The organism is Martelella endophytica (genome assembly GCF_000960975.1).
Taxonomy (GTDB): domain Bacteria; phylum Pseudomonadota; class Alphaproteobacteria; order Rhizobiales; family Rhizobiaceae; genus Martelella; species Martelella endophytica.
The window spans coordinates 2,200,349-2,226,587 of the sequence record NZ_CP010803.1 but is presented as its reverse complement, the minus strand read 5'-3'; the positions used below and the strand labels follow the sequence as shown (position 1 = coordinate 2,226,587).

General features: G+C 64.1%; 24 protein-coding genes and 1 riboswitch. Of the genes, 20 read left to right on the top strand and 4 right to left on the bottom strand.

Going from position 1 to position 26,239, the window contains the following annotated elements; all coding sequences use genetic code 11:
- Positions 1–43: 43 nt before the first annotated feature.
- Positions 44–2,044, bottom strand: coding sequence for an aldo/keto reductase (locus TM49_RS10055; RefSeq protein ID WP_045680977.1), 2,001 nt, complete (start codon positions 2,042–2,044; stop codon positions 44–46).
- A 100-nt stretch (positions 2,045–2,144) separates the two neighbouring features.
- Here TM49_RS10055 and TM49_RS10050 point away from each other — a divergent pair, with 100 nt between their 5' ends.
- The 7 genes from TM49_RS10050 (at position 2,145) to TM49_RS10020 (ending at position 9,896) form a co-directional block, all read left to right on the top strand.
- A complete protein-coding gene (locus tag TM49_RS10050; RefSeq protein ID WP_244464841.1) occupies positions 2,145–3,071 on the top strand; it encodes a helix-turn-helix domain-containing protein in 927 nt (308 codons plus the stop codon).
- 7 nt (positions 3,072–3,078) lie between these two features.
- Positions 3,079–3,192, top strand: a riboswitch (TPP riboswitch).
- Positions 3,181–3,786, top strand: coding sequence for a YkoF family thiamine/hydroxymethylpyrimidine-binding protein (locus TM49_RS10045; RefSeq protein WP_045680975.1), 606 nt, complete (start codon positions 3,181–3,183; stop codon positions 3,784–3,786). (Overlaps the previous riboswitch by 12 nt.)
- A 19-nt stretch (positions 3,787–3,805) precedes the next feature.
- Complete coding sequence (locus TM49_RS10040; protein ID WP_425283281.1) at positions 3,806–4,588, top strand: ABC transporter permease; 783 nt, start codon at positions 3,806–3,808, stop codon at positions 4,586–4,588.
- Positions 4,581–5,339, top strand: a complete 759-nt coding sequence (locus tag TM49_RS10035; protein ID WP_045680972.1) for an ABC transporter ATP-binding protein — start codon at positions 4,581–4,583, stop codon at positions 5,337–5,339. Before TM49_RS10040 ends, TM49_RS10035 begins: the two co-directional genes overlap by 8 nt.
- A 30-nt stretch (positions 5,340–5,369) precedes the next feature.
- A complete protein-coding gene (locus TM49_RS10030) occupies positions 5,370–6,344 on the top strand; it encodes an ABC transporter substrate-binding protein (protein ID WP_425283288.1) in 975 nt (324 codons plus the stop codon).
- Positions 6,345–6,350: 6 nt separating this feature from the next.
- Positions 6,351–7,046, top strand: coding sequence for a TenA family protein (locus tag TM49_RS10025; RefSeq protein ID WP_045680968.1), 696 nt, complete (start codon positions 6,351–6,353; stop codon positions 7,044–7,046).
- 222 nt (positions 7,047–7,268) lie between these two features.
- Complete coding sequence (locus TM49_RS10020) at positions 7,269–9,896, top strand: cation:proton antiporter domain-containing protein (protein WP_082074698.1); 2,628 nt, start codon at positions 7,269–7,271, stop codon at positions 9,894–9,896.
- A 24-nt stretch (positions 9,897–9,920) separates the two neighbouring features.
- Here TM49_RS10020 and TM49_RS10015 read toward each other — a convergent pair whose 3' ends face one another.
- Both TM49_RS10015 and TM49_RS10010 read right to left on the bottom strand, forming a co-directional pair.
- Entirely contained in the window at positions 9,921–10,295 is a 375-nt protein-coding gene (locus TM49_RS10015; RefSeq protein ID WP_045680966.1) for a YybH family protein, read from the bottom strand.
- The gene (locus tag TM49_RS10010) at positions 10,292–10,954 is read right to left on the bottom strand and encodes a GntR family transcriptional regulator (RefSeq protein WP_244464839.1); all 663 of its coding nucleotides are present in this window, start codon (positions 10,952–10,954) and stop codon (positions 10,292–10,294) included. Before TM49_RS10010 ends, TM49_RS10015 begins: the two co-directional genes overlap by 4 nt.
- A gap of 263 nt (positions 10,955–11,217) precedes the next feature.
- Here TM49_RS10010 and TM49_RS10005 point away from each other — a divergent pair, with 263 nt between their 5' ends.
- The 11 genes from TM49_RS10005 (at position 11,218) to TM49_RS09955 (ending at position 23,915) form a co-directional block, all read left to right on the top strand.
- Positions 11,218–13,050: a gamma-glutamyltransferase family protein gene (locus TM49_RS10005; protein WP_045680963.1), complete on the top strand. Its 1,833-nt coding sequence runs from the start codon at positions 11,218–11,220 to the stop codon at positions 13,048–13,050.
- Between the two features lie 88 nt (positions 13,051–13,138).
- Positions 13,139–14,653 carry an ABC transporter substrate-binding protein gene (locus TM49_RS10000; RefSeq protein WP_082074697.1) on the top strand — a complete coding sequence of 505 codons (1,515 nt, stop codon included), beginning with the start codon at positions 13,139–13,141 and terminating at the stop codon, positions 14,651–14,653.
- 11 nt (positions 14,654–14,664) lie between these two features.
- The gene (locus tag TM49_RS09995) at positions 14,665–15,690 is read left to right on the top strand and encodes an ABC transporter ATP-binding protein (RefSeq protein ID WP_045685090.1); all 1,026 of its coding nucleotides are present in this window, start codon (positions 14,665–14,667) and stop codon (positions 15,688–15,690) included.
- Positions 15,687–16,775, top strand: coding sequence for an ABC transporter ATP-binding protein (locus tag TM49_RS09990; RefSeq protein WP_045680960.1), 1,089 nt, complete (start codon positions 15,687–15,689; stop codon positions 16,773–16,775). Before TM49_RS09995 ends, TM49_RS09990 begins: the two co-directional genes overlap by 4 nt.
- Positions 16,772–17,713, top strand: coding sequence for an ABC transporter permease (locus tag TM49_RS09985; RefSeq protein WP_045680958.1), 942 nt, complete (start codon positions 16,772–16,774; stop codon positions 17,711–17,713). Before TM49_RS09990 ends, TM49_RS09985 begins: the two co-directional genes overlap by 4 nt.
- A 12-nt stretch (positions 17,714–17,725) precedes the next feature.
- Positions 17,726–18,601: an ABC transporter permease gene (locus TM49_RS09980; protein WP_162484898.1), complete on the top strand. Its 876-nt coding sequence runs from the start codon at positions 17,726–17,728 to the stop codon at positions 18,599–18,601.
- A 23-nt stretch (positions 18,602–18,624) separates the two neighbouring features.
- A complete protein-coding gene (locus tag TM49_RS09975) occupies positions 18,625–19,596 on the top strand; it encodes a bile acid:sodium symporter family protein (protein WP_045680956.1) in 972 nt (323 codons plus the stop codon).
- A gap of 72 nt (positions 19,597–19,668) precedes the next feature.
- Complete coding sequence (locus tag TM49_RS09970) at positions 19,669–20,373, top strand: GntR family transcriptional regulator (RefSeq protein WP_045680954.1); 705 nt, start codon at positions 19,669–19,671, stop codon at positions 20,371–20,373.
- A gap of 46 nt (positions 20,374–20,419) precedes the next feature.
- The gene (locus tag TM49_RS09965) at positions 20,420–21,664 is read left to right on the top strand and encodes an NAD(P)/FAD-dependent oxidoreductase (RefSeq protein ID WP_244464838.1); all 1,245 of its coding nucleotides are present in this window, start codon (positions 20,420–20,422) and stop codon (positions 21,662–21,664) included.
- A gap of 20 nt (positions 21,665–21,684) precedes the next feature.
- Positions 21,685–22,818: a M24 family metallopeptidase gene (locus TM49_RS09960; protein WP_045680950.1), complete on the top strand. Its 1,134-nt coding sequence runs from the start codon at positions 21,685–21,687 to the stop codon at positions 22,816–22,818.
- A gap of 59 nt (positions 22,819–22,877) precedes the next feature.
- Positions 22,878–23,915, top strand: coding sequence for an Ldh family oxidoreductase (locus TM49_RS09955; protein WP_045680947.1), 1,038 nt, complete (start codon positions 22,878–22,880; stop codon positions 23,913–23,915).
- A gap of 12 nt (positions 23,916–23,927) precedes the next feature.
- On the opposite strand, the gene TM49_RS09950 is transcribed toward TM49_RS09955, so the two are convergent.
- Entirely contained in the window at positions 23,928–25,103 is a 1,176-nt protein-coding gene (locus TM49_RS09950) for an aminotransferase class V-fold PLP-dependent enzyme (RefSeq protein ID WP_158498622.1), read from the bottom strand.
- Positions 25,104–25,260: 157 nt separating this feature from the next.
- Between TM49_RS09950 and TM49_RS09945 the strand changes: the two genes are divergently transcribed.
- Positions 25,261–25,917: a helix-turn-helix transcriptional regulator gene (locus tag TM49_RS09945; RefSeq protein WP_045680943.1), complete on the top strand. Its 657-nt coding sequence runs from the start codon at positions 25,261–25,263 to the stop codon at positions 25,915–25,917.
- Between the two features lie 4 nt (positions 25,918–25,921).
- Positions 25,922–26,236: a tetratricopeptide repeat protein gene (locus tag TM49_RS09940; RefSeq protein ID WP_052699799.1), complete on the top strand. Its 315-nt coding sequence runs from the start codon at positions 25,922–25,924 to the stop codon at positions 26,234–26,236.
- Positions 26,237–26,239: the final 3 nt, after the last annotated feature.

Genomic DNA, 26,239 nt, shown 5'->3' with positions numbered 1-26,239 from the left:
CGCGATCTCCCCCCTTTGAGGGGGAGGTTGCTTTCGTCCAACCTCAACCTTCTTCCAGCCAGCGGCCCTGCTCCGGAGTCAACCGGATTTCCGTTGCCGCAAGGCTGCTCTCAAGCTCGCTCACGCGGCGGGGGCCGATGAGCGGGACCACCGGGAAGGGCAGCGTCTTCAGATAGGCGAACGCCACCTGCACCGGATGGCAACCGAGTTCGCGGGCAAGCGCGAAGGCGCGTTCGCGTCGGGCGAGGTTCTTCGGCGAATGCCAGCAGCGGCGGACTTCGGCGGCGTTAGCCGGATCGAGCTCGTCATCCGGCACAAAGAAGCCACGTCCCTGGCTCGACCAGGAAAACACCGGCATCTGTTCCGTCTCCAGCCACGCCCGCCAGTCGGGCGTCGACGACGTGACGCAGCCGGCCCAGACCGGGTCGACCATTTCGGCCAGCGCGAAGTTGTTGGAGACGGCTGAAGGTGCCGTGCGCCCGTTCCTGCGGGCATAGTCAACGGCCGCGGAAAGCCGCTCCTTCGTCCAGTTCGAACCACCGAAGATGCCGCGGATGCGCCCGGCCTTCGCCTGTTCATCCATGGCATCGACGAACTCGTCCACCGGGATATCCGGATTGTCGCGATGCATGAAATAGACATCGACATAGTCGGTTCCCATCCGCTCCAGCGACTGTTCGAGTTGGCTGGCGATGACATCCGGATAGCAGAGTGGGCTGTGGACGCCCTTGCCGATGACGGCGACGCTCTCCCGGTCGATGCCGCGGCTCTTCAGCCAGCCGCCAAAGATCGCCTCGGTCAGGCCGCCGCCGTAGATATAGGCGGTATCGAAGAGATTGCCGCCGGCTTCGTAGAAGGCATCGAGGAGGACGCTCGCCGATGGCAGCGTCTCGAAATATTCGAAGCCGAGCGCAACGCCGGAGACCGGTTTCGAGAGGCCGGGAATGGTCCGCTTTTCGAGCCCGTTTCCGGCAACCACCTTTTCGCCCCGGATATTGACGCTCTTCGGAGCAGCCTTTTCGAACGGGTAGACCAGACCCGCGGCATCGCGCCAGTGATCGAGCACCCGCATGTTGGCGACGCTTTCGGCCTGGCTCATGCCGGGGGCGGCAAAGCCGGTGCGGCCGGCGGCGAGTGCTGCATGCACCGCGTCGGCCTCATAGGCATAAAGCCAGCCATCGTCGCTGAACGGGATTTCAGTGCGCCCCGCCTTGCCGTCATAAAGCTCGATGGTCATCGTGCCGCCCTCGCGGCCGGTGGCGAACCAGAAGTCCTTGACCGCGATGCGCCCCTTGCTGCCCATGATCCACAGCACATTGTCCTGTTGCACCCGGATAGAGCAGGCAACCTCGGCGACGATGCCGTTTTCGAAGGTGAGGATGGCCGCCGCCCATTCATCGGCCCCGGTCTCGCCGATCCTGGCCGACCCCGAGATTCTGACCGGATCGAGATAGTCCCTGCCGGCCGCAGCACCCGCAATCAATCGCGCCATCGAAACCGGATAGCCGCCGACATCGAGGATGCCGCCGCCGGCAAGGTCAGCGCTGAACAGCCGATGGCCGGGGACGACCTCTCCCATGTCGAAACCGAAGGAGGAGCGGATCATCCGCACTTCGCCGACCGCCCCCTCCTTCACCATGTCGATGAGCTTCTGCGTCAGCGGGTGAAGGCGGTACATATAGGCCTCGCCCATGAACACGCCGGCCTTTGCGGCCTCGTGATAGAGCGCATCCGCCTCCATGGCCGACAGCGTGATCGGCTTTTCGACCAGCGCATGCTTGCCCGCGCGTGCCGCCTTGATCGCCCATTCGGCATGCTCGGTATGCGGCGTCGCGATATAGACGGCGTCGATCTCGGGATCGGCGAGCAGGGCTTCATATCCCGTCAGGCAGCGAATGCCGGGAAAGTGCGCGGCAAGCTCCGGCCGGGGATTGCGCGAGGCGATGGCCACGAGCCTGCCGGTCTTCGAATGGGCAAGCCCGCCGGCAAAGGCGCGTGCGATGGTGCCCGGCCCGATGATGCCCCAGTTGAGATGATCTTTCATGCAACTCCTCCCGATGCGTAGACGATCACGATGGTCTTTTTTCTGACAATGGATAAGATCGCATCCTCGGGCATTTGTCTCATCGGGAGGGAAGACAGGCTTGGCGAATAGTAAGATCGGCATCACAGGGGTCGAACGAACGCCGACGGAACTGCAGTTCGCGATCTCGCATCCGCAGCCGATGGCGGCCCCTCACTGGCATGCACAGGTGGAGGTGAACTACGTTTTCGAAGGCCATGTGCGCTACCTTATGGAGGGCTGCGACATGCGCCTTGGCGCCGGCGACCTCTGCCTGTTCTGGGGCGGCCGGGCGCACCGGATGGACGTGTCCTCGCCCGATTCGCGCTACGCCGTGGTGCACCTGCCGCTTTTCCACTTCTTCCGCCTCAACCTGCCGCAGGGCATCGCCGCCGCCCTGATGCGCGGCGGATGCCTGGTGACCGCGGCGACGGATGCCGCCGACCCCGCCAATTTCGAGCGCTGGAACCGGATGATCGCCACCGCCGATCCGGAACGCCGTGACCACGCCGTCAATGAGCTGCTGCTCCGGCTGCAGCGCATCCGCTTTGACGCCTATGCCCTGACCGGCACGACAACGGAGCCCGAAGCGCACAGCGTCGATGATGCCTTCCAGTCGCAGTCGAAGGTGGCGCGGATGTGCGACTACATCTCGGCGCGGTTCCAGGAGGATATCGATTCGGCCGCCATTGCCGCAGCCGTCGGCCTGCATCCGAAATATGCGATGAGCCTGTTTCGCAAATGCACCGGGCTCACCATCAACCGCTACGTCAACCTCCTGCGCGTGTCCTACACGCAGGCACTGCTGCTGGAGGACGGCGCCAACGTCACCGATGCGGCGATGCGCGCCGGCTTCGGCTCGCTCAGCGCCTTCAACAAGTGCTTCCGCGAGATCTCCGGCATGTCACCGAGCGATTTCCGCCGCACCCGGACGGCGCCGTTCGAGGACGGTAACAAAAGCTTCACAACGCTGTCGCCGCCCCTTGCAACCGCTCACGGGCGGTGCTAGCGTCCGGCCACATTCACAGGGGTGCTCCGTATCGCCGGGGCTGAGATTGAAGACGCCATGTCTTCTGACCCTTTAGCTGATCTGGGTAATGCCAGCGGAGCGAGGTAAAATGTTTTCCGGTGCACAAATTTCCCTTTATCCGATGACCGACGGTTTCGTCGATGTCATCCTCGATGCTGTCAAGGCGATGGACACGGAGAAGCTCAGGGTCGAGACCGACGATGTCTCGACGCTTCTCGTCGGCCCGCATGAGGAGCTGTTTGCCGCCATGCAGGCGCTGTTCGAAACGGCCGCGAAGACCGGGCACCACACCGTGCTACACGCCACCGTCTCGCGCGGCTGCCCCGGCGAGCCGGACGATCCGATCTGCGAGGGTCCGCTCGATGCCGGCCTGTTCGGCCCGCTTGCCGAACGACAGGCTGAAGCCGTTGAATCGGTCAAGGCAAAGCCCACCTCCGGCCAGCGCGCCGATGGCCAGTTCTCGCTTTATGTGCCGGGCGCCTCGATCCACATGGACGAGGTTTATGGCTGCATCGACTTCCTGAAGCAGGCAGGCGTCTTCGCCAAGCCGAAGAACTTCTGCACCAAGCTTTCCGGTGACAGCGCCGCCGTGTTCGAAGCGCTGCACCAGGCCTTTGTCCGCTTCGGCACCCCGGCCGGCCATGTGGCGCTCGACGTCACCATCTCGGCCAACAGCCCGAGCCTCAAAGCCTGATACCTGTGGAGCGATGACCATGACGAATGGACGCCGCCCCGCGTGGCGGCAGACTGTAGCGCGTGCCCTGCCCGCCATTGCGGCGGTGCTGGTGTTGCTCGTGCTCTGGGAACTTTATGCCCGGCTCTCCGGCATCCGCCCGACGACGCTGCCCGCGCCAAGCCGCATCGCCGTGCAGGCCTGGGCGAACCGCGCAACGCTTATTGACAACACCATTCCGACGATCAAGGCGACGCTCATCGGCTTTTCGCTGTCGCTTGCCGCGGCCTTCGTGCTTTCCGTGCTGCTCGATTTCTCGAAGCTGATGCGGCAGGCGCTGATCCCGCTGTTCATCATCAGCCAGACGCTGCCGCTGGTGGCGATTGCACCGCTGGTGGTGCTCTGGTTGGGCTTCGGTCTGCTGCCGAAGATCCTGCTCGTCGCCCTCGTCACCTTCTTTCCGATGCTGGTCGCCTGGTTGCGCGGCTTCGGCGCCAGCGAGCCGGAGATCGAGGACCTGCTCTATTCGATGGGCGCCACCCGGTTCGGCGTGTTCCACCGCGCCCGGCTTCCCGCAGCGCTCCCCTATTTCTTCGCCGGCTTCCGCATCTCGATCACCTATGCCGTGGTCGGCGCGATCTTTGCCGAATATGCGGGCGCCGCGAAGGGTCTCGGCATCTACATCCTGAACGCCAAGAACTCGTTCCGTCCGGATCTCGTGCTCGCCGCCGTTTTCATCTCGGCCGGACTGACACTCGTCCTCTTTGGCGCGACGGTGCTGGTGGAACGGCTTCTCGTGCGCTGGAGGCCGGTCAATGACTGACATGCGCCTTTCCGTCTCAGGCCTGACCAAATCCTTCGACGGGCTGAACGTGCTCGACGGGCTTTCGCTCGACGTCGCGCCCGGTTCCTTCGTCAGCCTTCTCGGCCCTTCCGGCGCCGGCAAATCGACCCTTTTCAAGATCTTGACCGGCGCCGAGAAGGGGGATGGCGGCGCGGTCCGTTTCGACGGCGCGCCGCTTTCCTTCCCCAACACCCACTTCGCCTTCATGCCCCAGCGCGACGCGCTGATGCCATGGCGCCGGCTGATCGACAATGTCACGCTCGGCCTCGAAGTGCAGGGCATGAAGCGGCGGGAGGCCCGCGAAAAGGTCGAACCGCTGTTCGAAACCTTCGGCCTTGCAGGCTTCGAGCGCCACTACCCGCAAGCGCTTTCCGGCGGCATGCGCCAGCGTGCGGCGCTGATGCGTACCGTTGTGCAGCAACGCGACATGCTGCTGCTCGACGAGCCCTTCGGCGCGCTTGATGCGCTGACCCGCACCGCCATGCAACGCTTTCTCGAAGGCGTCTGGGAAAAGGAGCGCTGGACCGCGCTGCTGATCACCCATGACGTTCGCGAGGCCGTTTACCTCTCCGACCGGATCTACGTGCTTTCGCGCCGCCCGGCGAAGGTGATCGAAGCCTTCGACGTCGACCTGCCGCGTCCGCGCCACCTTGCCGATCTGGCAGGCGCACGGGCCCGCGAAATCGAAAACCAGATCCTTGAAACATTGCTTGCCGAAGAAGACCGGTAGGCACCCGAAATGGAAGGAACGACCATGCGCATGATCCTCTCCGCCATCGGCCTGACGCTCGCAGGCCAGGCAATCGCCGCCGAGCCCGTCACCGTCGCGCTCGACTGGACGCCGAACACCAACCATGTCGGCCTCTATGTCGCTGAGGCGCAAGGCTATTACGACGATGCCGGCCTCGACGTGACCATACTGCCCTATTCGGATACCAGTGCCGGCACGCTGGTCGCCAATGGCGTTGCCGGCTTCGGTGTCACCGGGCCGATCGAACTGATCACCCAGCGCAGCGCCGGCGCCGACGTCAAGGGCGTCTATGCCATCGTCCAGCACGAAACCGGCCGCCTGGTGTTCAACGCCGACCGCGATGACATCCAGTCGCCGAAGGATCTCGACGGCATGATCTTCGCGGGCTTCGGCGGGATCTGGAACCAGATCGTCTCCGACATGATCAAAAATGACGGCGGCAAGGGCGAGTTCGAGACCGTGACGCTCGGCACTTCGTCCTATGAGGCGCTCGCCAACGGCCAGGTGGATTTCACCCTCGATATCGAAACCTGGGAGGGCGTTGCCGCCGAACTCGAGGGCCTTGAGCAGCGCGCCTTCCGCTATGCCGATTACGGCGTTCCGGACCAGCAGACGACCATGCTCGTCTCTTCCGACGACTATCTCGATGCCAATCCCGAGACCGCCAGGGCCTTCCTCGCCGCCACGCTGAAGGGTTTCCAGTTCGCGGCCGACCACCCGGATGAGGCCGCCGATATCCTGATCGAAGCCAATCCCTCGGTGCTGACCAATGCCGACCTCGTCCACGGTTCGATGAAAACGCTGGTCGACGGCCATTACCTGGTCGCCGAGGACGGCACGATCGGCACCATCGATGCCGAGAAATTCGACAAGCTCGGCGCCTACCTGATGCAATCCGGCACGCTGATCGACGAGAACGGCGACACGCTCTCCGAAAAGCCGGACCTCTCGGCCTATTTCACCAACGACTCTCTGCCGGAGTAAGCGACCATGGCAAAACCGGATATCAAGGTCACCGACGGCCCGTTCAGTGCCCACGTCTGGGAGGTGATCGCCCCGATCCGCAAGGCGATCGACGAACTGCCGCTCCTGAAGGAACTGGCCGATGGCAGCCTCTCGGGTGACGTCTTCCTGCACTACATCCAGCAGGACATGCTGTATCTGAAGGAATATTCCCGCGCGCTGGCGATCATCGCCGCGAAGGCGCCGGAGAGCGAGCAGATGCTGCGCTTCCTCGACTCCTCGAAGCGGGCGATCCTCGTCGAACAGGGTCTGCATTCGGATTTTCTGAAGACCTTCGGCATATCCCCGGAAGACCTCGATGGCGCAGCCGCCTCGCCGAGCGGGTTTGCCTACATCAACTTCCTGATGAATGTGGTGCAATCGTCGTCCTATGCCGTCGGCGTCGCCGCGATCCTGCCATGCTTCTGGATCTACTGGGACGTCGGTGTCCGCATCAAGGCGATGGAGAAGACCCCGGGCAACCCCTATCAGGCCTGGATCGACACCTATGGCGATCCGGAATTCGCCGAGGGCGCCCGCGCCGTCATCGCTTTCGCTGACGAGGCGGCGACGCTTGCCTCGGCGGCCGAATATCAGCAGATGCTCGACGTCTTCACCCGCGCCGCGCAATATGAGTGGATGTTCTGGCAGTCGGCGACAGAGCGCGAGACCTGGCGCGTGTGAGAGGGGCCGCACCCTCTCCCTCTCTCCCGTCTCACCTGCGCGGCAAAATTATGGACCGCGGTGGCGGAGAGTAAGGCAAAACGCCATAAATTTGCCGCCACCGCTGGCCTAAACCCCGGATGGGCTTTAACAATTGGTAAGCTGCCGCTCTGTATGGATTGAGTGGCGGCGCAGAAGCCGATTCCCCTATCGGGGACAGCCGCGCGGGCGAGGGAAGACACCATGGACCTTGCGATTCTGATCGCAATCTCTGCCGGAATTATTGCCGTGATCGGCCTCAGCGAGCCGCTCGCGGGCCGTCTTAACCTGCCTTACACCGTGATCCTTGCCGCCATGGGCATCGCCATCGGTGTTGGCGCCACCTTCCTGTGGCAGACGAACCTCACCAATGCGCTGAATCCGCTGGCGCTTGCGATCCTCAACCTGCCGATCCGGGCGAGCTTCTTCCTGAACGTTCTGCTGCCGCTCCTGGTGTTCCAGGTGGCCCTCAATATCGATATCCGGCGAATGCTTGACGACTGGGTTCCGATTCTGGTGCTGGCCGTGCTCGCCGTGGTGGTGGCGATGCTTGCCGTCGGGTTCGCCCTCTATCCGGTTGCCCACCTGCCACTTGCCGCCTGCCTGCTGATCGGCGCGATCGTTTCGACCACGGATCCGTCCGCGGTCGTCTCGATCTTCAAGGCCACCCCCTCGCCGCAGCGGCTTGCGCGCATCGTCGAGGGCGAAAGCCTTCTGAACGATGCCGCGGCGATCGCCCTGTTCGCGCTGTTTCTCGGCTTCGTCACCGTCAACGAGGCCGATCCGAAGATCGGCGAGGCGCTCGGCTCCTTTCCCTGGATCGCCGGCGCAGGTGCACTCGCCGGCATCCTGATCGGCCGTGCCGCCGTGGAGATCATCGCCCGCATGCCCACCTTTCCGCGCGGGCAGATGTCGATCTCGATCGCCATTCCGCCGCTCACCTATATTCTGGCCGAATATCTGTCGGCGTCCGGCGTCATCGCCGTGGTGGCCGCGGGACTGACCATCAACCTGCACATGACGGCGCGGTTCACGCCGGCGCTGAACGCGCTTCTGCGCGACACCTGGGACCTGCTCGCCCACTGGGCCGGATCGCTGATCTTCATTCTCGCCGCGATCCTGATTCCGAAACTCCTTTCGGATTTCGAGCCCTTCGATCTTCTGCTGATCGGTCTTGTCGTGGGCGCGGCTCTCGTCGCGCGCGCGGTCATCCTGTTCGGCCTGCTGCCGCTGCTGACGCTGTTGAAGCTGTCGCCGAAGATCGAGGCGCCCTATTGCGCCGCAATCCTCTGGGGCGGGCTCAGGGGCGCCGTCACGCTGGCGCTGGCGCTGGCAGTCACCGAAAACAGCAACGTGCCGGGCGACATCCGCCATCAGGTGGGGCTGCTCGCCACGGGCTTTACGCTGTTCACGCTGATCGTTCAGGGAACGACGCTGCGCTGGATCATCGCCAAGCTGAAACTTGACCAGTTGAGCCCGCTCGACATCGCGCTTTCCAATCAGGTGATCGCGGTCGCGCTGCAGAGCGTGCGCGAACGCGTGGCCGAGACCGCGCGCGATCTGGCGCTGACCCGCGAGATCGTCCGCGACGAGGCCAAGCGTTTCGCCGAGCGGCTGGACAAGGCTGTGGAACAGACCGACACCACCGAGCAGTTGCAGGACCGCGATCGCGTGACCCTTGGCCTGGTGGCGCTCGCCGCGCACGAACGCGACACGGTGCTGGAGGCCTACCACGATCAGATCATTTCTGCGAACCTGGCCGAGCGTCTGGTGATCGGCGCCGACCACATCATCGAAGCGACGCGCACGAGCGGCCGCGCCGGCTATCGCGCTGCCGGCCGCCGGACATACATCACCGGCAAGGGCTTTCGGGCCGCGACGCTGCTGCACAACTATCTCGGCATCGGCCGGCCGATGGCACGCATGGTCGAGGACCGGTTCGAGGTGCTGGTTTCCTACGGGATGATCCTGCCGCAGCTGACGATGTTCATCGATGACCGCATCCTGCGCATCCATGGCCGTCGCGTGGCCGAACTGCTGCACGAACTGCTGAACCGCCGCCTGGACGAGACCCGGCAGGAGCTCGAGCGACTGCGCCTGCAGTTTCCGGGCTATGCCGAAGACCTCGAGCGCCGGCTTATCCGCCGCACCACGCTGCAGCTCGAGGAACGCGAATATGACGCGCTCACCGAGGACGGTCTGATCGGCCCTGAACTGCGCGCGACCCTCGGCACCGATATCGAGAAGCGGCGCGCGCAGCTCAACAACCGACCTGTGCTCGACCTCAAGCGGCAGGTTGCCGACATCATCATGGATTTCCCCGCCTTCACCGACTTCGACGATCGCGAGCGCAAGCTGCTGCGGCGGAGGGTCCGCACCGTCTATGCGGCGCCCGGACAGCAGATCCTGCGGCGGGAAAGCTCGGCCCGCGAAGTCTGGTACATCGCGTCGGGAACGGTGAACGTGATTACCGATGGCGTGCGCATTCGCATGACCGACGGCCACATCTTCGGTCAGTTCTCGGTTCTGGCGAAGCGGCGCCGCCCCATCCAGGTTTCGGCGATCACCGACTGCACCTTGCTGACGCTCGACGAACACACCTTCCGCCGCTTTCTTTCCCGTGAAGGCGCCTTCCGCAGGGCGGTGATCGAAAGTGCGGCCAAGCGCGGCGTCATCCTGCCGCCGGAGATCTTCGACATGCCACCCGAGGACATGACCGCATCGGTCCGCGCGATCCTCATCCAGTCCGGTTCGCTGCGGCTGAAGAACCTGAAGGCGAACAAGGCCCTCGCGGCCGACGAGAATGCCGGATCATCGGCCGCAGCGGAATAGCGGCCTCTTTTCCTGAGCCCTGCTCTATTCCTGCGCCGAAACGTGGTTGAGCGCGATCACCCAGCGGCCGGAGCGCTTGCGCATCAGCCGCGTGTTGACCCCGCGCTGGCTGCCCGCCGACCGGGTCAGCGCATAATTGCTGATGAGCTGGGCCGCGTCTTCGGACAACATCTCGATGCGGATATCGGAAAAGGCGAGCGCGCCTTGCGAACCCGGCGCACCGCCGTAATCGGCAATATAGTGGTCGAGCGTCGCCTGCCAGTCCTTCTGGATGCGTCCGCGCGAGACGAAGATCACGTCCGGATTGGCGAAACCTTCCATATAGCTGGCGAAATCGCCGCGGTTCCACGCGGCCTGCATGTCGGCGATGACATCGCGGATGGCCTGTTCGTCGCTCATTCGACCTCTCCCGTGGTCGTGGCGTCAAGACGCTGCCGTCTCAGAACAACCTCGCGCGCGGCCGAGATCAGATGTCGGCGCAGCGCGCTTTCGGTCGCGGCCGGGTTCTGGTCGAGAATGGCGTCGACGATCTGCCGGTGCTCGAGCGAGGACCGCTTGCGTCGGCCGGCTTCGCTGAGCTGGTACTTGCGGAATGGCGCAAGCTTCAGCCGCAGCGCTTCGGCGGAGGCGATGATATCGGTGTTGTGGCAGCCGGCGAAGATCAGCGTGTGGAACCGGGTGTTCAGCGCCTCGTAGGCGCTGCCGTCATCGGCCTCGGCAAGACCTTCCATTTCATGATGCAGCGCCTCGAGTTCGGCCCGCTCGCTCATCGTCATGCGGTGGCAGGCAAGCCGCCCGCAGACAGCCTCGAGTTCGGCCATCGCTTCGAACATCTCGTCGATCCGCACCGGCGAGATGCGGGTGACGACAACACCCTTGTAGGCGACACGGTCGGCGAGACCGCGACCGCAGAGAATGTGCAGCGCCTCGCGCACCGGGGTGCGGGATACGGAGAAGCGTGTTGCGATGGCGGTTTCATCGAGCTTCGCGCCCGCCGGAATGCTGCCATTGATCACCTGTTCCTCGAGCTGGCTGGCGATGACGTCCCCGAGGCTCATTTTCTGTTCAGATGAATTTTCCAGCATTTTCATTCCTTTATGACCGCACTGGGCGGAGGCTGCCGGTTCATCCCCGGTCTTTGAACGATAAAATACACAATACGCTTGCCATATGACAAATTAGTATACACTATGTACACAAGAGATTGGGGATTTCGACATCTGACGGGGTAAATTCGATCTCTTGTGTTTAATATACGCGCTTGCCACCGCCATTGTCGACAATAGTGGCATTCGCACAAGAAATTAGCCAGAGGCCATCCATGGCATTTACCACCAGACCTGAACTCAGAGGCACCTTCGGTGCTGTCTCGTCCACGCACTGGCTTTCTGCCACGGTCGGGATGTCGATCCTCGAAAAGGGCCACACAGCCTTTGACGCGGCGGTTGCTGCCGGTTTCGTGCTGCAGGTGGTGGAGCCGCATCTGAATGGTCCCGGCGGCGAAGTGCCGATCATCGTCACGCCGGCGGGTGCCGACAAGCCGGTGGTCATTTCCGGTCAGGGCCCCGTTCCGGCGAAGGCAACGATCGAACATTATCGCGGCCTCGGCCTCGACATCATCCCGGGCACCGGCATGCTCGCCGCCTGCGTTCCCGGCGCCTTCGGCGCCTGGCTGACGCTGCTGCGCGACTATGGCACGGCCGAGCTCGAAGACGTGCTGTCGCCGGCGATCTACTATGCCGAACACGGCCACCCGCTGGTGCCGCGCATCGCCAACACCATCGCCTCCATGCGGCCGCTGTTCGAAACCCACTGGCCCACCTCGGCGGAGACCTACCTCCCCGGCGGAAAGGCACCGGAAGCCGGCAAGCTGTTTCGCAACCCGGAGCTTGCTGCGCTCTATGGCGAGCTTCTGAAGCAGGCGAAGAAGGCCCCGACCCGCGAAGCCCGCATCCAGGCCGCACTCGATTTCTGGTATCGCGGCCCGGTCGCCGAGACGATTGCGGATTTCTGTGCGACCCAGGATGTCTGGGACGTCTCCGGCCGGCATCACCGTGGCCTGATCACCGCCGACGACATGGCTAATTTCATCCCGCAGATCGAGGTACCGGTTTCCACGACCTATGAAGACTACGAAGTCTTCAAATGCGGTCCGTGGTCGCAGGGCCCCGTCCTGCTGCAGATGCTGAACATCCTCAAGGGCACCGATATCGCCTCGGTCGATCCGATGGGCCCGGATTTCGTGCACCTCGTCGTCGAGACCGCGAAGCTTGCCATGGCCGACCGCGAGAGCTGGTATGGCGATGGTGGCGACGTGCCGATCGCGACGCTGCTTTCCGACGACTATGCCACTGCCCGCCGCGCCCTGATCGGGACCGAAGCCTCGATGGAGGTCCGCCCCGGCACGCCGGACGGCCGCAATCCACCGATGCCGCCGCACCGCAAGGTCGGCACGATCGCCCAGCCGGGCCTCGGCGGCGGCGAACCGACCGTTGCCAAGGAGAAAAAGCTGCCGAACGATGCGGCCGGCGAGCCGACGCTGACGCGCGAGGGCGCCCAACGCGGCGATACCGTGCAGGTCTCGGCCGTGGACCGCTGGGGCAACATGGTTTCGGCGACCCCTTCCGGCGGTTGGCTGCAGTCGAACCCGACGATCCCCGGTCTTGGCTTCTGCCTGACGACACGGGCGCAGATGTTCTGGCTCGAAGAAGGGCTCAACTCGTCGCTGAAGCCTGGCGTGCGCCCGCGCACCACGCTGACGCCCTCGACCGTCTTCCGTGACGGCCTTCCCTACATGGCCTTCGGCACGCCGGGTGGCGACCAGCAGGACCAGTGGCAGCTGATCATGTTCCTGCGCCATGTCCATGCCGGCATGAACCTGCAGGAGGCGATCGACGCCCCCTCCTTCCACACAGACCACCTGCCGAGCTCCTTCTGGCCGCGCGAGATCAATCTCGGCGCCGTCACCATCGAAGGACGCTACGGCGCGGAAACCCGCGCGGAACTTGCCCGCCGCGGTCACAAGCTCACCATCGGCGACGACTGGTCGGAAGGCCGGCTTTCGGCGGTGGCGCGAGAGATGGACGGCACATCGCTGCTGCTGAAGGCGGGGGCAAACCCGCGCGGCGTGCAGGGCTATGCGGTCGCCCGCTAGCGCGGTTCCACGACAGGCGGACCTTCCGTCCGGAGCTGCGTAAATTCCATCCGAATTCTTTTGACGCTAACGAAAACAGAGGGAAACGATGAAAACGCCTATTCACCTTGCGCTTCTTGCAAGTCTTGCCATCGGCGCCATGGCCGCGAGCCCGGCCGCTGCCCAATCCGTCCTCAATATCGGCCTGCAGGACGATCCTGACACGCTCGACCCCGCCACCAACTGGAGCTTCGTCGGCCGCCACGTGCTGCAGTCGCTCTGCGACAAGATCGTTGATATCGACCAGAACGGCCAGATCGCGCCGAAGCTGGCGACGAGCTGGGAATGGAACGACGATTCGACCCAGCTGACGCTGCATCTGCGCGACGATGCCGTCTTCCATGACGGCACGCCGATCAATGCCGAGGCGATCAAGTACAATCTCGAGCGCGACCTCAACATGCCGACTTCGCGCCGCAAGTCGGAGATCAGCGCGATCTCGTCGATCGACGTCGTTGACGACACCACCGTCCAGATCAACCTGTCGGCACCTTCGGTTCCGCTGCTTGCGGCCCTTTCCGACCGCGCCGGTATGGTGATCAGCCCGAAGGCCGGTGAAGAACTCGGCGAGAACTTCACCAATGCGCCGGTCTGCTCTGGCCCCTACAAGTTCGTCGAGCATATTGCCCAGGACCACATCACGCTGGAAAAGTTCGCCGACTACTACGATGCCGATAACTATCACTTCGACGAGTTGGTCTTCCGCGGCATGCCGGATTCCAACGTCCGCCTGCTCAACCTGCGTTCCGGCCAGCTTGATCTGATCGAACGACTGGCCGCCACGGATGTGGAAGCCACCGAAGCCGATGCGAAGTTCAGTGTCCTGCCCGTCGTCGGCCTCGGCTACTACGGCATCACCTTCGACATCGGCGGCGAAGGCGCCAACCTCGATGCCGGCAAGAAGGAACTGGTGCGCCAGGCTTTCAGCCTCGCCATTGACCGCGATGCCCTGAACCAGGTCGTCTTCGAAGGCCAGGCCGCGACCGGCAACCAGCCCTTCCCGCCGCAGAGCTTCTGGTACGACAAGGACTTCCCCGTCCCCGCCCGTGACGTCGAGGCTGCCAAGGCCAAGATGGCCGAAGCCGGTGTCGACAGTGTCGATCTCGAAGTTCTGGTGCCGACCGATGCCGAGCGCCAGCAGGTGATGCAGCTCGTCCAGGCCATGGTCGGCGAAATCGGCATCAACATCTCGATCAAGCCGACCGAACTGATGACGCTGCTCGACATCGCCCGCCAGGGCAAGTTCCAGGCGCATCTCGTCGGCTGGAGCGGCCGCGTCGATCCCGATCTCAACATCACCCCGATGCTCTCCTGCGGTGCTGCCGGCAATGACGCCCACTACTGCAACGAGGACATGGACAAGCTTCTCGCCGAAGCCCGGGCTCTGAAGGACCCGGATGAGCGCAAGGCGATCTACAGCCAGGTGATCTCGATCCTTCAGGAAGACCTGCCGATCGTCTATCTCTACCACTCCAAGTGGATCTTCGCGATGGACTCGAATGTCGAAGGCTTCAAGGCCTATCCGGATGGCATCATCCGCCTGACGGGCGTGACCGCCGAGTGACACGGACGGACATGACAGTCACAAACAACAGCGCATCGGCCCTCGCGGCCGGTGCATCCCGCGACAATGTGCTCGAAGTCGACGGGCTGAGCGTTCTCTTCCACGGAGACGACCGCACGGTGACGGCGGTCGACGGCGTCAGCTTTGCCGTGAAGAAGGGCCGCACGCTGGCCGTCGTCGGCGAATCCGGCAGCGGCAAGAGCGTCACCTCGCTTTCGATCCTGCGCCTTTTGCCGAAGCACAGCGCCGAGATTTCCGGCCATATCCGCTTCGGCGGTCGCGATCTTCTTGATGAACCGGAAAGCGCGCTCCGCAACCTGCGCGGCAACCGGCTGGCGATGATCTTCCAGGAGCCGATGACCTCGCTGAACCCGTCCTACACGGTCGGCGACCAGGTCATGGAAGTCATCCTGCGCCATAACGATATCGGCAAGCGCAAGGCGAAGGAACGCGCGATCGAGATGCTGCGGCTGGTGCGCATCCCCTCGCCCGAGACCCGTTTCGACCAGTATCCCCATAATCTTTCCGGCGGCATGCGCCAGCGGGTGATGATCGCGATGGCACTGGCCTGCGATCCCGAGCTGCTGATCGCCGATGAACCGACCACCGCGCTTGATGTGACCGTGCAAGCGCAGGTGCTGGAACTGATGCGCGAACTGCAGCAGAAAACCGGCACAGCCATCATCCTCATCACCCACGATCTCGGCGTGGTTGCCGAAAGCTGCGACGATGTCATCGTCATGTATGCCGGCCAGGTGGTGGAGCGCGCCACCGTCGAACAGCTCTTTGCCTTTCCGCAACATCCCTACACCGTGGGCCTGCTCGGCTCGCTGCCGCGGCTCGACACCACGCGCGACCGGCTTGCGACCATCACCGGCATGGTCCCGGACATGTCAGCACCGCCATCGGGCTGTCGCTTCGCGGAACGCTGTCCGTTCCGCATGGAAAAATGCGCCGAAGCTCAGCCTCTTTACGAAGTGCGCGACGGCCATTTCAGCCGCTGCTGGCGCACCCCGCTCGAGGAGCTTGCCCCTTGACCGACAAACCGATCCTCGAAGTCCAGGACCTCAGCTGTCATTTCGTCGTCAAGCGCGACCTTCTTGGCCGCGCGAAGGCAAGGGTGCAGGCCGTCGATGACGTGTCGCTCAGGCTGATGCCGGGCGAAACGCTCGCCGTCGTCGGTGAGTCCGGTTGCGGCAAGTCGACGCTCGGCCGGCTGATGATGCGGCTGATCGAGCCGACCACCGGCCAGGTTTTCCTCGATGGCGAGGACATTACCGCGCTCAGCCACGCCGAGCTGCGGGCCCGTCGCCGGCATGTCCAGCTGATCTTCCAGGACCCATACGCCTCGCTCAACCCGCGCATGACGATCGCCGAAACGATCGCCGAGCCGCTGAAGCTCTACAACATCCTGCCGGCCTCCAAACGCCGGGCCCGGGTGAATGAATTGCTGAAGCTCGTCGGCCTCCGCCCCGAGCAGGCCAACCGCTATCCGAACGAATTCTCCGGCGGCCAGCGCCAGCGCGTCGTCATTGCCCGCGCACTCGCTTCCGAGCCTAAGGCGATCGTCTGCGACGAGGCAGTCTCCGCACTCGACGTGTCGATCCAGTCGCAGATCCTGAACCTGCTGAAGGACCTGCAGGCGCGGCTCGGTCTTGCCTTCATCTTCATCTCGCATGATCTAAGCGTGGTGAAGCACATCAGCGACCGCATCGCGGTCATGTATCTCGGCAAGCTGGTGGAACTCGGTACGGCGGAGCAGATCTTCGCCGAACCCCGCCACCCTTATACCCGCGCGCTGCTCTCCTCGATCCCGGTTGCCGCCGCCCGCACCGTCAGGCCGCCGGCAACCGAACGGCTCGAGGGCGACCTGCCGAGCCCGATCGCGCCGCCGTCAGGATGCCGGCTCCATACCAGGTGCCCGCATGCCCGCGAAGACTGCAAGTCCGTGCCGATGGTGCTGGAGGCAACGGAGGATGGCCACGCCAATGCCTGCCCGTTCTGGCGCGAACTGCCTCTTGCCGATCTCGGCCTTTCCGGACGCGAGGGCCGCGATCCGCGACTGGAAGCGCTGTTTGCCGCCTTCGAGCGCTTTGCGGAACAAGGGAGGGCCACGCCATGACATCGCTTCTTGTCCGTCGCCTTTTGCAGCTCATCCCGACGCTGATCATCCTGTCGATGATCATCTTCTCGCTGCAGCATCTGCTCCCCGGCGACCCGGCGCTGATGCTTGCCGGCGAAAACCCGACCGACGACATGATTGCCGCGATCCGGGCGCAGTATCACCTCGACCAGCCGATCCCAGTGCAATATCTGTTCTGGGTCAAGGGCGTGCTCTCCGGCGATCTCGGCATGTCCATGCGCCATAACCTGCCGGTGCTCGACCTGATCCTGCTGAAGCTGCCGGTGACGCTGCAGCTTGCCGTGATGGGTATCGTCGTGGCACTGGTGCTCGGCATTACCGGTGGCATTATTTCGGCGCTGAGGCCGAATACCGCCGTCGACTATTCGGCCAATGTCGTTTCGCTGGCCGGCATCTCGGTTCCGAACTTCTGGCTGGGTATCCTGCTCATCCTGTTCTTCTCGGTCAAACTCGGCTGGCTGCCTGCGTCGGGTTATGTCAGCCCGTTCCAGGACCTGAGGATGAATCTTGCGACCACGATCATGCCGGCCTTCGTGCTCGGCACCGCGATTGCCGGCATCATCATGCGCCACACCCGCTCCGCCATGTTGCAGGCGCTGGAAAGCGACTATGTGCGCACCGCCCGCGCCAAGGGGCTGAGCGAATGGAAGGTCGTGTTCAAGCACGCGATGCGCAACGCGCTGACGCCGATCATCACGCTCGGCGCGCTCGAATTCGGCACGCTGCTTGCCGGCGCGGTGCTGACCGAGCAGATCTTCACCATCCCCGGCTTCGGCAAGCTGATCGTCGATGCGGTGTTTACCCGCGACTATCCGGTGGTTCAGGGCGTGGTGCTGGTCACGGCCGTCTTCTACATCCTTCTCAACCTTCTGGCGGATATCGGGTACATACTCGTCAATCCGAGACTGCGAGGCTAACCCGTGTCAGCGATCCCTGAAACAGAGACTGCCACGCGCCTGCCGCTCCTCGGCATCTTCCGGAGCCGCGTCTGGCGGCGGTTGCGCAAGCGCAAGAGCGCGCTGGTCGGCCTCGGCGTCGTGCTGTTCATGCTGTTCGTCGCCATCTTCGCGCCGCTGCTCGCGCCCTATGATCCGACGGCGCAGAGCTGGACGGCCGTGCGCCAGGCGCCGTCGCTCGCCCACTGGATGGGCACCGACGAGGTCGGCCGCGACATTCTCTCGCGCATCATCTGGGGCACGCGCGCCTCGCTTCTGGCGGGCCTGACATCGGTCGCGATCGCGATTGCCATCGGCGTGCCGCTCGGCCTTGCCGCCGGGTTTCTCGGTGGGGTCGTCGATGGCCTCATCAGCCGGTTCACCGACGCGCTGCTGGCCTGCCCGTCGCTGATCCTCGCCATCGCGCTCGCCTCCTTCCTCGGGCCGAGCCTGACCAATGCGATGATCGCCATCGGCATCACCGCGACGCCGATCTTCATCCGGCTGTCGCGCGGCCAGGTCCTGTCGATCAAGAACGAGGAATATGTGGAAGCCGCGAGCGTCGTCGGCAATCCGCGCTGGCGCATCGCCGCACGGCACATCCTGCCCAATATCCTGCCGCAGCTCACCGTGCAGGCAACGCTCACCATCGCCTCGGCGATCATCTCCGAAGCGAGCCTTTCCTTCCTCGGTCTTGGTCTGCAGCCACCGAATCCCTCTTGGGGCTCGATGCTGAACACCGCCCAGCGCTTCATTTCCAATGCACCGTGGATGGCCATGTGGCCGGGGATCGCGATCTTCGCCACCGTGCTTGCCTTCAATCTGCTCGGCGACGGCCTGCGCGACGCGCTCGACCCGCGCGCCCGCTGAGCCACACATACCCAAGGACCGACATGCGTCGTTTTCTGCCCGATCAGTTCACGCTTCTTCTCGTTGCCACCGTCGTGCTGGCCTCGCTTCTGCCCGTCACCGGCGTTGCGGCCGGCTGGTTTTCGGTCGCCACAAAATGTGCGATTGCGCTGCTGTTCTTCCTGCAGGGTGCCCGGCTTTCGCGGCAGGTGGTGATCGGCGGCCTGTTACACTGGCGCCTGCACCTTACCATCCTGGCGACCACCTTCGGCGTGTTCCCGCTTCTCGGCTACGGCATCGCCCATCTGCTGCCGTTTGACTTGCCTGACGGCATGATGGCCGGCATACTGTTCATCGCGGTGCTGCCATCAACCGTGCAGTCCTCGATCGCCTTCACCTCGATGGCGGGCGGCAACGTGCCGGCGGCGATCTGCGCCGCCACCGCCTCCAACATCATCGGCATGTTCGCCACCCCGCTGCTGATCGGTATCCTGCTTTCTGCGAGCGGCGGTGGGTTCTCCTTCGACGTGCTGTTCGAAATCCTGCTGCAGCTCCTCCTGCCCTTCGTCGTCGGGCAGCTGCTGATGCCGTGGATCGGCGACTGGGTACGCAGCCACAAGAAGATCCTCTCGCCCGTCGATCGCGGTTCGATCCTGATGGTGGTCTATCTCGCCTTTTCGTCCGCCGTCGCAGAGGGGCTTTGGCACCAGCTTTCGCTCACCGATCTCGGTGAACTCGTGATCATCAACGCCTTCATGCTCGCCGTGGTGCTGACTCTGACCATGTTCGGAAGCCGGGCGCTTGGCTTCTCGCGTGCAGATGAAATCGCCATCGTCTTCTGCGGCTCCAAGAAGAGCCTTGCAAGCGGTGTACCGATGGCCGGCGCCATCTTCGCGAGCCAGGGCGTCGGTGCCGTGGTGCTGCCGCTGATGCTTTTCCATCAGATGCAATTGATGATTTGCGCGGTGATCGCGCAACATTATGCCCGAACTGCGCTCGAACCGCAGGAGGCTTGACGGCTACGGTTGCAACATCCGTAAAAATGCGGTCTCTCTCGTAAAAAAGGAAAATCGGGGAAAGCGAGAATCATGGCGGCGAACGGAGACAAGACGAAAACCCGTGGATCGGGCACGCAGAAGGTTTATGACCTGCTGCGAAAGGAAATCCTGTCGATGACGCTGCCGCCAGGCAGCCCGCTCGACGAGGTGCGGCTTTCCGAACGCTTCGGCATGTCGCGCACGCCGGTGCGCGAGGCGCTGCTCAGGCTTTCCGGCGACGGTCTCGTGACCACGCTACCGAACCGCAACACCATCGTGTCCACGATCAACTTCGCCGACCTGCCGAACTATTTCGACGCGCTGACGCTGATGTACCGCGTCACCACCCGCAATGCCGCGCTTCATCACAGCGAGGAAAAGATGGTCCGCGTCAGGGAGCGGCAGGAGGCCTTCATTGCCGCCGTCGAGGCGCAGGACGCATTCGCCATGATCGAAGCAAACCGCGAGTTCCACGTCGCCATCGCCGAGGTCGCGGGCAACGGTTATTACACCCATTTCTTCGCCCGGCTCCTCGACGAGGGGCGGCGCATTCTGAGACTCTATTACTCCACCTTCGACGACCGGCTGCCGCGCCAGTATGTCGAGGAACACGAACTTATGATCGCTGCGATCGCTGCGGGCGATGTCGAGACGGCCGACCGCCTCGCGATCGCCCATGCCGACCAGATCGTCCGGCAGATCCAGGAATATCTCGCACGCGACACCAGCCAGGCACGTGCGCTGAAACTCGGCTAACCCTGGCTGATGGCCCCGTAGAAACCGGGCGAGAAGGACCATGAACATGGAAAATCGGGCGGATGCTGTCGTCATTGGCGGCGGGATTATCGGCTCAATGGCGGCGCTCTATCTGTTGCGGAGCGGCCGCGCTGTCAAAATCATCGAGCGGGAACACGTCGCCGCTGGCGCGAGCGCCGGCAATGCCGGTATCCTCGCCTTTCCGGAAATCGTGCCGATCCCGGCCCCCGGCGTGACCTTCAAGGCGCCGGGCTGGCTGATGGACCCGCTCGGGCCGCTGGCGATCCGGCCGGCCTATGCGCCGAAGCTCGCGCCCTGGTTCTGGAATTTCACCCGCGCCAGCACCCGCCGCTATTTCGAGCGCAGCCTCGGCGTCCAGAAGGCGCTGATGAAACTCTCCGTCGAAGAATACGAAAAGCTCCGCGTCGAGCCGTCGCTCTCCCCCTTCATCGACAATACCGGCACGCTCGATCTCTACGACAGCGCCACGACCTTCAAGGCTGCGGCGGAAGACTGGGCCCACAAGAAGGCCGCAGGCTTCGAGTTCCACCGCGTCGGCCGGGCCGAGATTGAGGAGCTCCAGCCGGGTCTTGCGCCTGAGTTCCAGCATGCGATCTATTCGGAGGCCGGCCTGCAGGTGAATGATCCCGCGGCCTTCACGCAAGCCGTGGCGGCCCTTGCCGAGCAGGAGGGCGCCACCATCCTGAAAGGCGAGGCAACGGCGCTTGAGGCCATGGAGAACGGTGCCCGCATCCGCCTTGCCGACGGTACCACCATCGAAGCGGCGACAGTTGTCGTTGCCTGCGGCGCATGGTCGAAGCGGCTGGCGGCGAGCCTCGGCGAGCGGGTGCTGCTCGACACCGAGCGCGGCTACAACACCACGCTTCCTGCCGCGGCCTTCGACATCCGGCGTCAGCTCTATTTCAACGATCACTCCTTCGTCGTCACACCATTGAAGGACAGGATCCGTGTCGGCGGCGCCGTCGAGTTCGGCGGGCTGGAGCTGAAACCGAACTTCAAGCGCTCCGATGCGCTGATGAAGCTCGCAACGCGCTTCCTGCCGGGCCTGAAGGCCGAAGGCGGCGAGCAGTGGATGGGCTTCCGCCCGTCCATGCCCGACTGCCTGCCGGTGATCGACCGCTCGAAGAAGGCCCCCGCCGTGCTCTATGCCTTCGGCCACGGCCATCTCGGCCTCACCCAGTCGGCAGCGACCGGCCGGATCGTTGCCGAACTCGCCGGCAACACGCCCCCATCGACGGACCTCGCCAATCTCCGTTTCGACCGTTTCTGATACCACTGAAAGTCCCGATCATGAGCAACCGCCCCGCCCCCATCACCACCGCCGAACGCGAAGCGCGGATCGCGCGACTGCGCGAAGGGCTTTCCGGCATCGGCGCCGACGCCATTCTGCTCGGCTCGACGATGAGCCTGACCTATTTCACCGGCATCACCTGGCATCCGAGCGAACGCCTCATGGGTGCGCTGGTCACCCGCGACGGCCTGACCTATATCGCCCCCGGCTTTGAGGTCTCTCGGCTGGAAACCATGCCGCGCCTCGACGGCGACATCGCCGCCTGGGAAGAGCATGAGAGCCCGACCGAACTGGTCGGCAGGATTGTCGGCAACGACAAGAGGCTGGCGCTGGACGCCGGCCTGCCCTACGGCATCTACGCCGCGCTGGCGCCGGTCTTTTCGCCGGAGCGTCTGGTGAACGGCGGGCCGCTGATCGCCAGCCTACGCGCCATCAAGTCTTCGGCTGAAATCGCCCTGATCCAGTATGCGATGGATGCGACGCTCGAGGTCCACAAGCGTGTCCACGCCATGATCGAACCCGGCGTGCGCGCCTCGGAGGTGATCAGCTTCATCAAGGACGGACACCGCGAACTGCGGAACTCCGGCACCACCTTTGCCATCTGCTCCTTCGGAACGGCGACCGCACTGCCGCATGGCGTGGACTATGACCAGACCTATCAGGAGGGTGATATTATCCTGATCGATACCGGCACGATCGTCGACGGCTATCAGTCGGACATGACACGCACCTATGTGAAGGCCGAACCGGAAGCCGAGTTCGCCCGCATCTGGCACCTGGAGCGCGCCGCACAGCAGGCAATCTTCGAGGCCGCGAAGCCAGGCGTTGCCGCCGAAGAACTCGACCATGTCGCCCGCCGGCTGTTCGAGGCCGAAGGGCTTGGCCCCGACTACCGCCTGCCGGGCCTGCCGCACCGCGCCGGTCACGGGCTGGGTATGGATACCCACGAAGAGCCCTATATCGTACGTGGCAACCGGGCGCCGCTTCTGCCCGGCATGTGCTTCTCCAATGAACCGATGCTGGTGATCCCCGGCCGCTACGGCGTCCGCCTCGAAGACATCATTCATATGGAAGACGATGGCCCGGCATGGTTCACCCATCCCGGCAAAAGCCCGACAGAGCCATTCGCCTGACGAACTTGTCCTTTGTCGGCAATTTGCATACAAAGCTCAAGCATCAAACAGGAGAGACCATGTCCGGCGACACTGCCACGATCTCGGCCGAAGCCGCTTTCGACCTCGGGTTCCGACTGCTGACGGCGGCCGGCTACAGCGACGACCATGCCAGGGCCATTACCGCCATCGTGGTCAAGGCCCAGGGCGACGAGTGCCATTCCCACGGGCTCTACAGGATCATTTCCTGCCTGGATCTGATCGAGCGCGGCAAGGTCGATCCGAAGGCGACGCCCGTCCTCGAGGATCGCGCTCCGGCCATCGTGCGGGTCGATGCCCGGCGCGGCATTTCGCTTCTTGGCTTCGATGCCGGCCTGCCGGTGCTCGAGGAAAAGGCGAAAACGGCAGGCATCGCGGCGCTTGCGATCAACAACTGCTTTCACTTCTCGGCGCTGTGGCCCGAGGTGGAAGCCATCGCAGAGCGGGGCCTCGTCGCCATCGCCATGACTGTGAGCCATGCCTGGGTGGCGCCGGCCGGCGGCTCGAAACCAGTCTTCGGCACTAATCCCTTCGCTTTCGGCTGGCCGCGCGGCGACAAGCATCCCTTCGTCTTCGATTTCGCCACATCGGCCATCGCCCGCGGCGATATCGAACTGCACCGGCGTTCCAACACGCCGCTGCCCGCCGGCGTTGCCATCGATCGGGACGGCAGGCCGACGACAGATCCAGAAGCTGCAAGCGATGGCGCGATGCTGACCTTCGGTGGTCACAAGGGCTCGGCGCTTTCCGCAATGATCGAGCTTCTGGCCGGACCGCTGATCGGCGACATGACCAGCGCGCAATCGCTCGCCTTCGATGAGGGTGCCAAGGTCACGCCCTGCCATGGAGAGCTCGTCATCGCCCTCGACCCGAAATCCTTCCTCGGGGCTGCCGCCGCGGCGGAAATTACCGGCGGAGAGGCCCTTTTCGACGCCATTTCCGGCCAGAACGCCCGCCTGCCCTCCGCGCGCCGCTATGCCGCCCGCAGGCGTAACCAGGGCCGCGACATGCCGGTGCGACGCGCCGTTCTCGACGATCTCCACGCCCTCGCCCGCCGCTACGGCGTGACGGCCGGCTGATCTCGGGCAGGCCTACAGCTTCAGCAGCGTCTTCAGCGCGTCGACCAGCAGGTCCATCTCGGCCTCGGTGTTATAACCCTGCACCGAAAGGCGAACGAGGTGATGATTCTGAAACCGATGGACGGGGATTTCGATGTTGAACCGTTTCCAGAGTTCGGTGTGAAGCCACATCGTATCGACCGGCGGCACCGGGATCGCCACCATCTGCGGCGCGCTGAATTCCGCTGCGCTGAGCGGAGCAAGCCCGGTCAGCGCGGCAACCCGCATCGCCGTGCGCCAGGCAAGCTCCCGGCAGCGCTCGGCAACCTCCGTCCAGTCATGCGCGGCGCGGAAGGCGATCGCATCCGGCACGGCCAGCCAGGCCGAGGGATCGCGCGTGCCCTGCATTTCGAGGCTGTCGACGAAATGTGAATTACCGAACGGCCCTGCCCCGGTCTCCTTGCCATCCGCCGTCCAGCCATGGCTGATCACCAGCGGATCGACCAGATGCTGCATCTCCGGCCGCACATAGAGAAAGGCCGAGCCCTTGGGCGCCATCAGCCATTTGTGGCAGTTGCCGGAATAGAAATCGACGCCCATTGCGTCCAGCGCCAGCGGCACATGGCCGGGCGTGTGGGCGCCATCGATGACGGTCATGATGCCGCGCCGGCGCGCCTCCGCGACGGCCTGCTCGATCGGAAACAGAAGCGCGGTCGGCGAGGTGATGTGGCTGAGGAACAAGACGCGCGTGCGCTCGGTCATGCCGGCGATAACAGCCTTGGTGAAATCGGCTTCGCGCATCAGCGGCAGTGGCACCGTGACCGTCTTCACCACGGCCCCGGTTCTCGCAGCGACATAGGACCAGGTCTTCTCAAGCGCCGAATATTCATGATCGGTGGTCAGGATTTCGTCGCCCGGCGCAAGTTTCAGCGCCTGAATGACGATGTTGAGGCCGGTGGTGGCGTTGGTGACGCCGACGATGTTCTCCGCCGTCGTGCCGAGCGCGCCGGCGAGCGCCACACGGGCGTTGCGCAGGTTATCGGTGTAACCACGCTTCGGATCGAAGAAGGCGACGGGCTGGCTTTCGAGCTTGCGCTGCCAGCGCTGATAGGCCTCGAAGACCGGACGCGGACAAGCGCCATAGGAGCCGTGATTGAGGAAGACCGCTTCACGATCGAGGAGGAAGAGAGGGGCGAGATTTTCGGACACGGGAAACGCCCTTTCGGCATGAGGATCCATTGCCCCTTGTCTGGCAAATCGGTTGCGGTTTGGCAATGCAGCCGAATTTCAAAGCCATTGCTTTGAAAAAGTGGGACTGGTATCCTTGCTGAGACAATTTCGATGAAAGACACCAATACCCTCGCCGATGGAAACCGCAGACATCACGCCCTGGACACCGCGCAGCGCCGCAGAACGCATTCTGATGCAGCTTAAGATGCGCGGCCCGCTGACATCGGCCGAGTTCGGCAAGCTGCTCGGCACCACCGGTGAAGCGGCCCGCCAGCAATTGATGCGGCTTGGCGAGGATGGGCTGGTGACGGCGACGAGCAAGGCCGGCGGCGTCGGCCGGCCGCGCCAGGAATGGGCGCTGACGGCTGCCGGCCAGGCGCGTTTTCCCGACACCCACGCGCAGCTGACGCTCGAACTGCTCGACAGCATTCGCAGCGAACTCGGCGAGGAAGCCCTCGACACGCTGATTGCCGCGCGCGAGAGCAAGACGAAGCGGACCTATGCGGAGGTCCTTGCCGGCAAGACGGGGCTGAAGCAGAGGGTGGCGACGCTTTCCGCACTGCGCTCGGCCGAAGGCTACATGGCCGAATGGCGGGAGGCGGACGACGGCGCCCTGCTGCTCATCGAGAACCACTGCCCGATCTGTGCTGCCGCCACGGCCTGCCAGGGCTTCTGTCGCGCCGAGATGGACGTGTTCCGCAGCCAGCTCGGTCCCGATGTCGACATCCGCCGCGCCGAGCACATCGTCAGCGGCGGCCGGCGCTGCACCTACGTGATCCGCGAGCGGGCCTGAGACCATGCCGGATATCCGCGAAGCATTGCTGAAACAGATCGAGGCCGGGCAGGAAAACGCCCTCGGCCGCTTCACGCTCGGCCGCATGGCGCTTGCCGATGGCGACGCGGAGACCGCGATCACCCATCTCAAACGCGCCATCGCGCTCGACGGCAGCTATTCGGCCGCCTTCGCCCTGCTCGGCAAGGCCCACCAGCAGGCCGGCGACACGGCGGCGGCGGTGAAAACCTATACCGATGGCGCCGAGATCGCCGAGAAAAAGGGCGATCTGCAGGCCGCAAAGCAGATGCGGGTATTTCTGAAGAAGCTGTCGCGCTAAGAC

Coding starts and splice junctions, on each gene's coding strand:
- TM49_RS09970 (WP_045680954.1), top strand. CDS start 19,669: ATGGCGGCGAACGGAGACAAGACGAAAACCCGTGGATCGGGCACGCAG.
- TM49_RS09955 (WP_045680947.1), top strand. CDS start 22,878: ATGTCCGGCGACACTGCCACGATCTCGGCCGAAGCCGCTTTCGACCTC.
- TM49_RS09975 (WP_045680956.1), top strand. CDS start 18,625: ATGCGTCGTTTTCTGCCCGATCAGTTCACGCTTCTTCTCGTTGCCACC.
- TM49_RS10015 (WP_045680966.1), bottom strand. CDS start 10,295: ATGAGCGACGAACAGGCCATCCGCGATGTCATCGCCGACATGCAGGCC.
- TM49_RS09995 (WP_045685090.1), top strand. CDS start 14,665: ATGACAGTCACAAACAACAGCGCATCGGCCCTCGCGGCCGGTGCATCC.
- TM49_RS09940 (WP_052699799.1), top strand. CDS start 25,922: ATGCCGGATATCCGCGAAGCATTGCTGAAACAGATCGAGGCCGGGCAG.
- TM49_RS10055 (WP_045680977.1), bottom strand. CDS start 2,044: ATGAAAGATCATCTCAACTGGGGCATCATCGGGCCGGGCACCATCGCA.
- TM49_RS10020 (WP_082074698.1), top strand. CDS start 7,269: ATGGACCTTGCGATTCTGATCGCAATCTCTGCCGGAATTATTGCCGTG.
- TM49_RS10040 (WP_425283281.1), top strand. CDS start 3,806: ATGACGAATGGACGCCGCCCCGCGTGGCGGCAGACTGTAGCGCGTGCC.
- TM49_RS10005 (WP_045680963.1), top strand. CDS start 11,218: ATGGCATTTACCACCAGACCTGAACTCAGAGGCACCTTCGGTGCTGTC.
- TM49_RS09965 (WP_244464838.1), top strand. CDS start 20,420: ATGGAAAATCGGGCGGATGCTGTCGTCATTGGCGGCGGGATTATCGGC.
- TM49_RS10010 (WP_244464839.1), bottom strand. CDS start 10,954: ATGAGCCTCGGGGACGTCATCGCCAGCCAGCTCGAGGAACAGGTGATC.
- TM49_RS09945 (WP_045680943.1), top strand. CDS start 25,261: ATGGAAACCGCAGACATCACGCCCTGGACACCGCGCAGCGCCGCAGAA.
- TM49_RS09960 (WP_045680950.1), top strand. CDS start 21,685: ATGAGCAACCGCCCCGCCCCCATCACCACCGCCGAACGCGAAGCGCGG.
- TM49_RS09985 (WP_045680958.1), top strand. CDS start 16,772: ATGACATCGCTTCTTGTCCGTCGCCTTTTGCAGCTCATCCCGACGCTG.
- TM49_RS10045 (WP_045680975.1), top strand. CDS start 3,181: ATGTTTTCCGGTGCACAAATTTCCCTTTATCCGATGACCGACGGTTTC.
- TM49_RS10025 (WP_045680968.1), top strand. CDS start 6,351: ATGGCAAAACCGGATATCAAGGTCACCGACGGCCCGTTCAGTGCCCAC.
- TM49_RS10035 (WP_045680972.1), top strand. CDS start 4,581: ATGACTGACATGCGCCTTTCCGTCTCAGGCCTGACCAAATCCTTCGAC.
- TM49_RS10030 (WP_425283288.1), top strand. CDS start 5,370: ATGATCCTCTCCGCCATCGGCCTGACGCTCGCAGGCCAGGCAATCGCC.
- TM49_RS10000 (WP_082074697.1), top strand. CDS start 13,139: ATGAAAACGCCTATTCACCTTGCGCTTCTTGCAAGTCTTGCCATCGGC.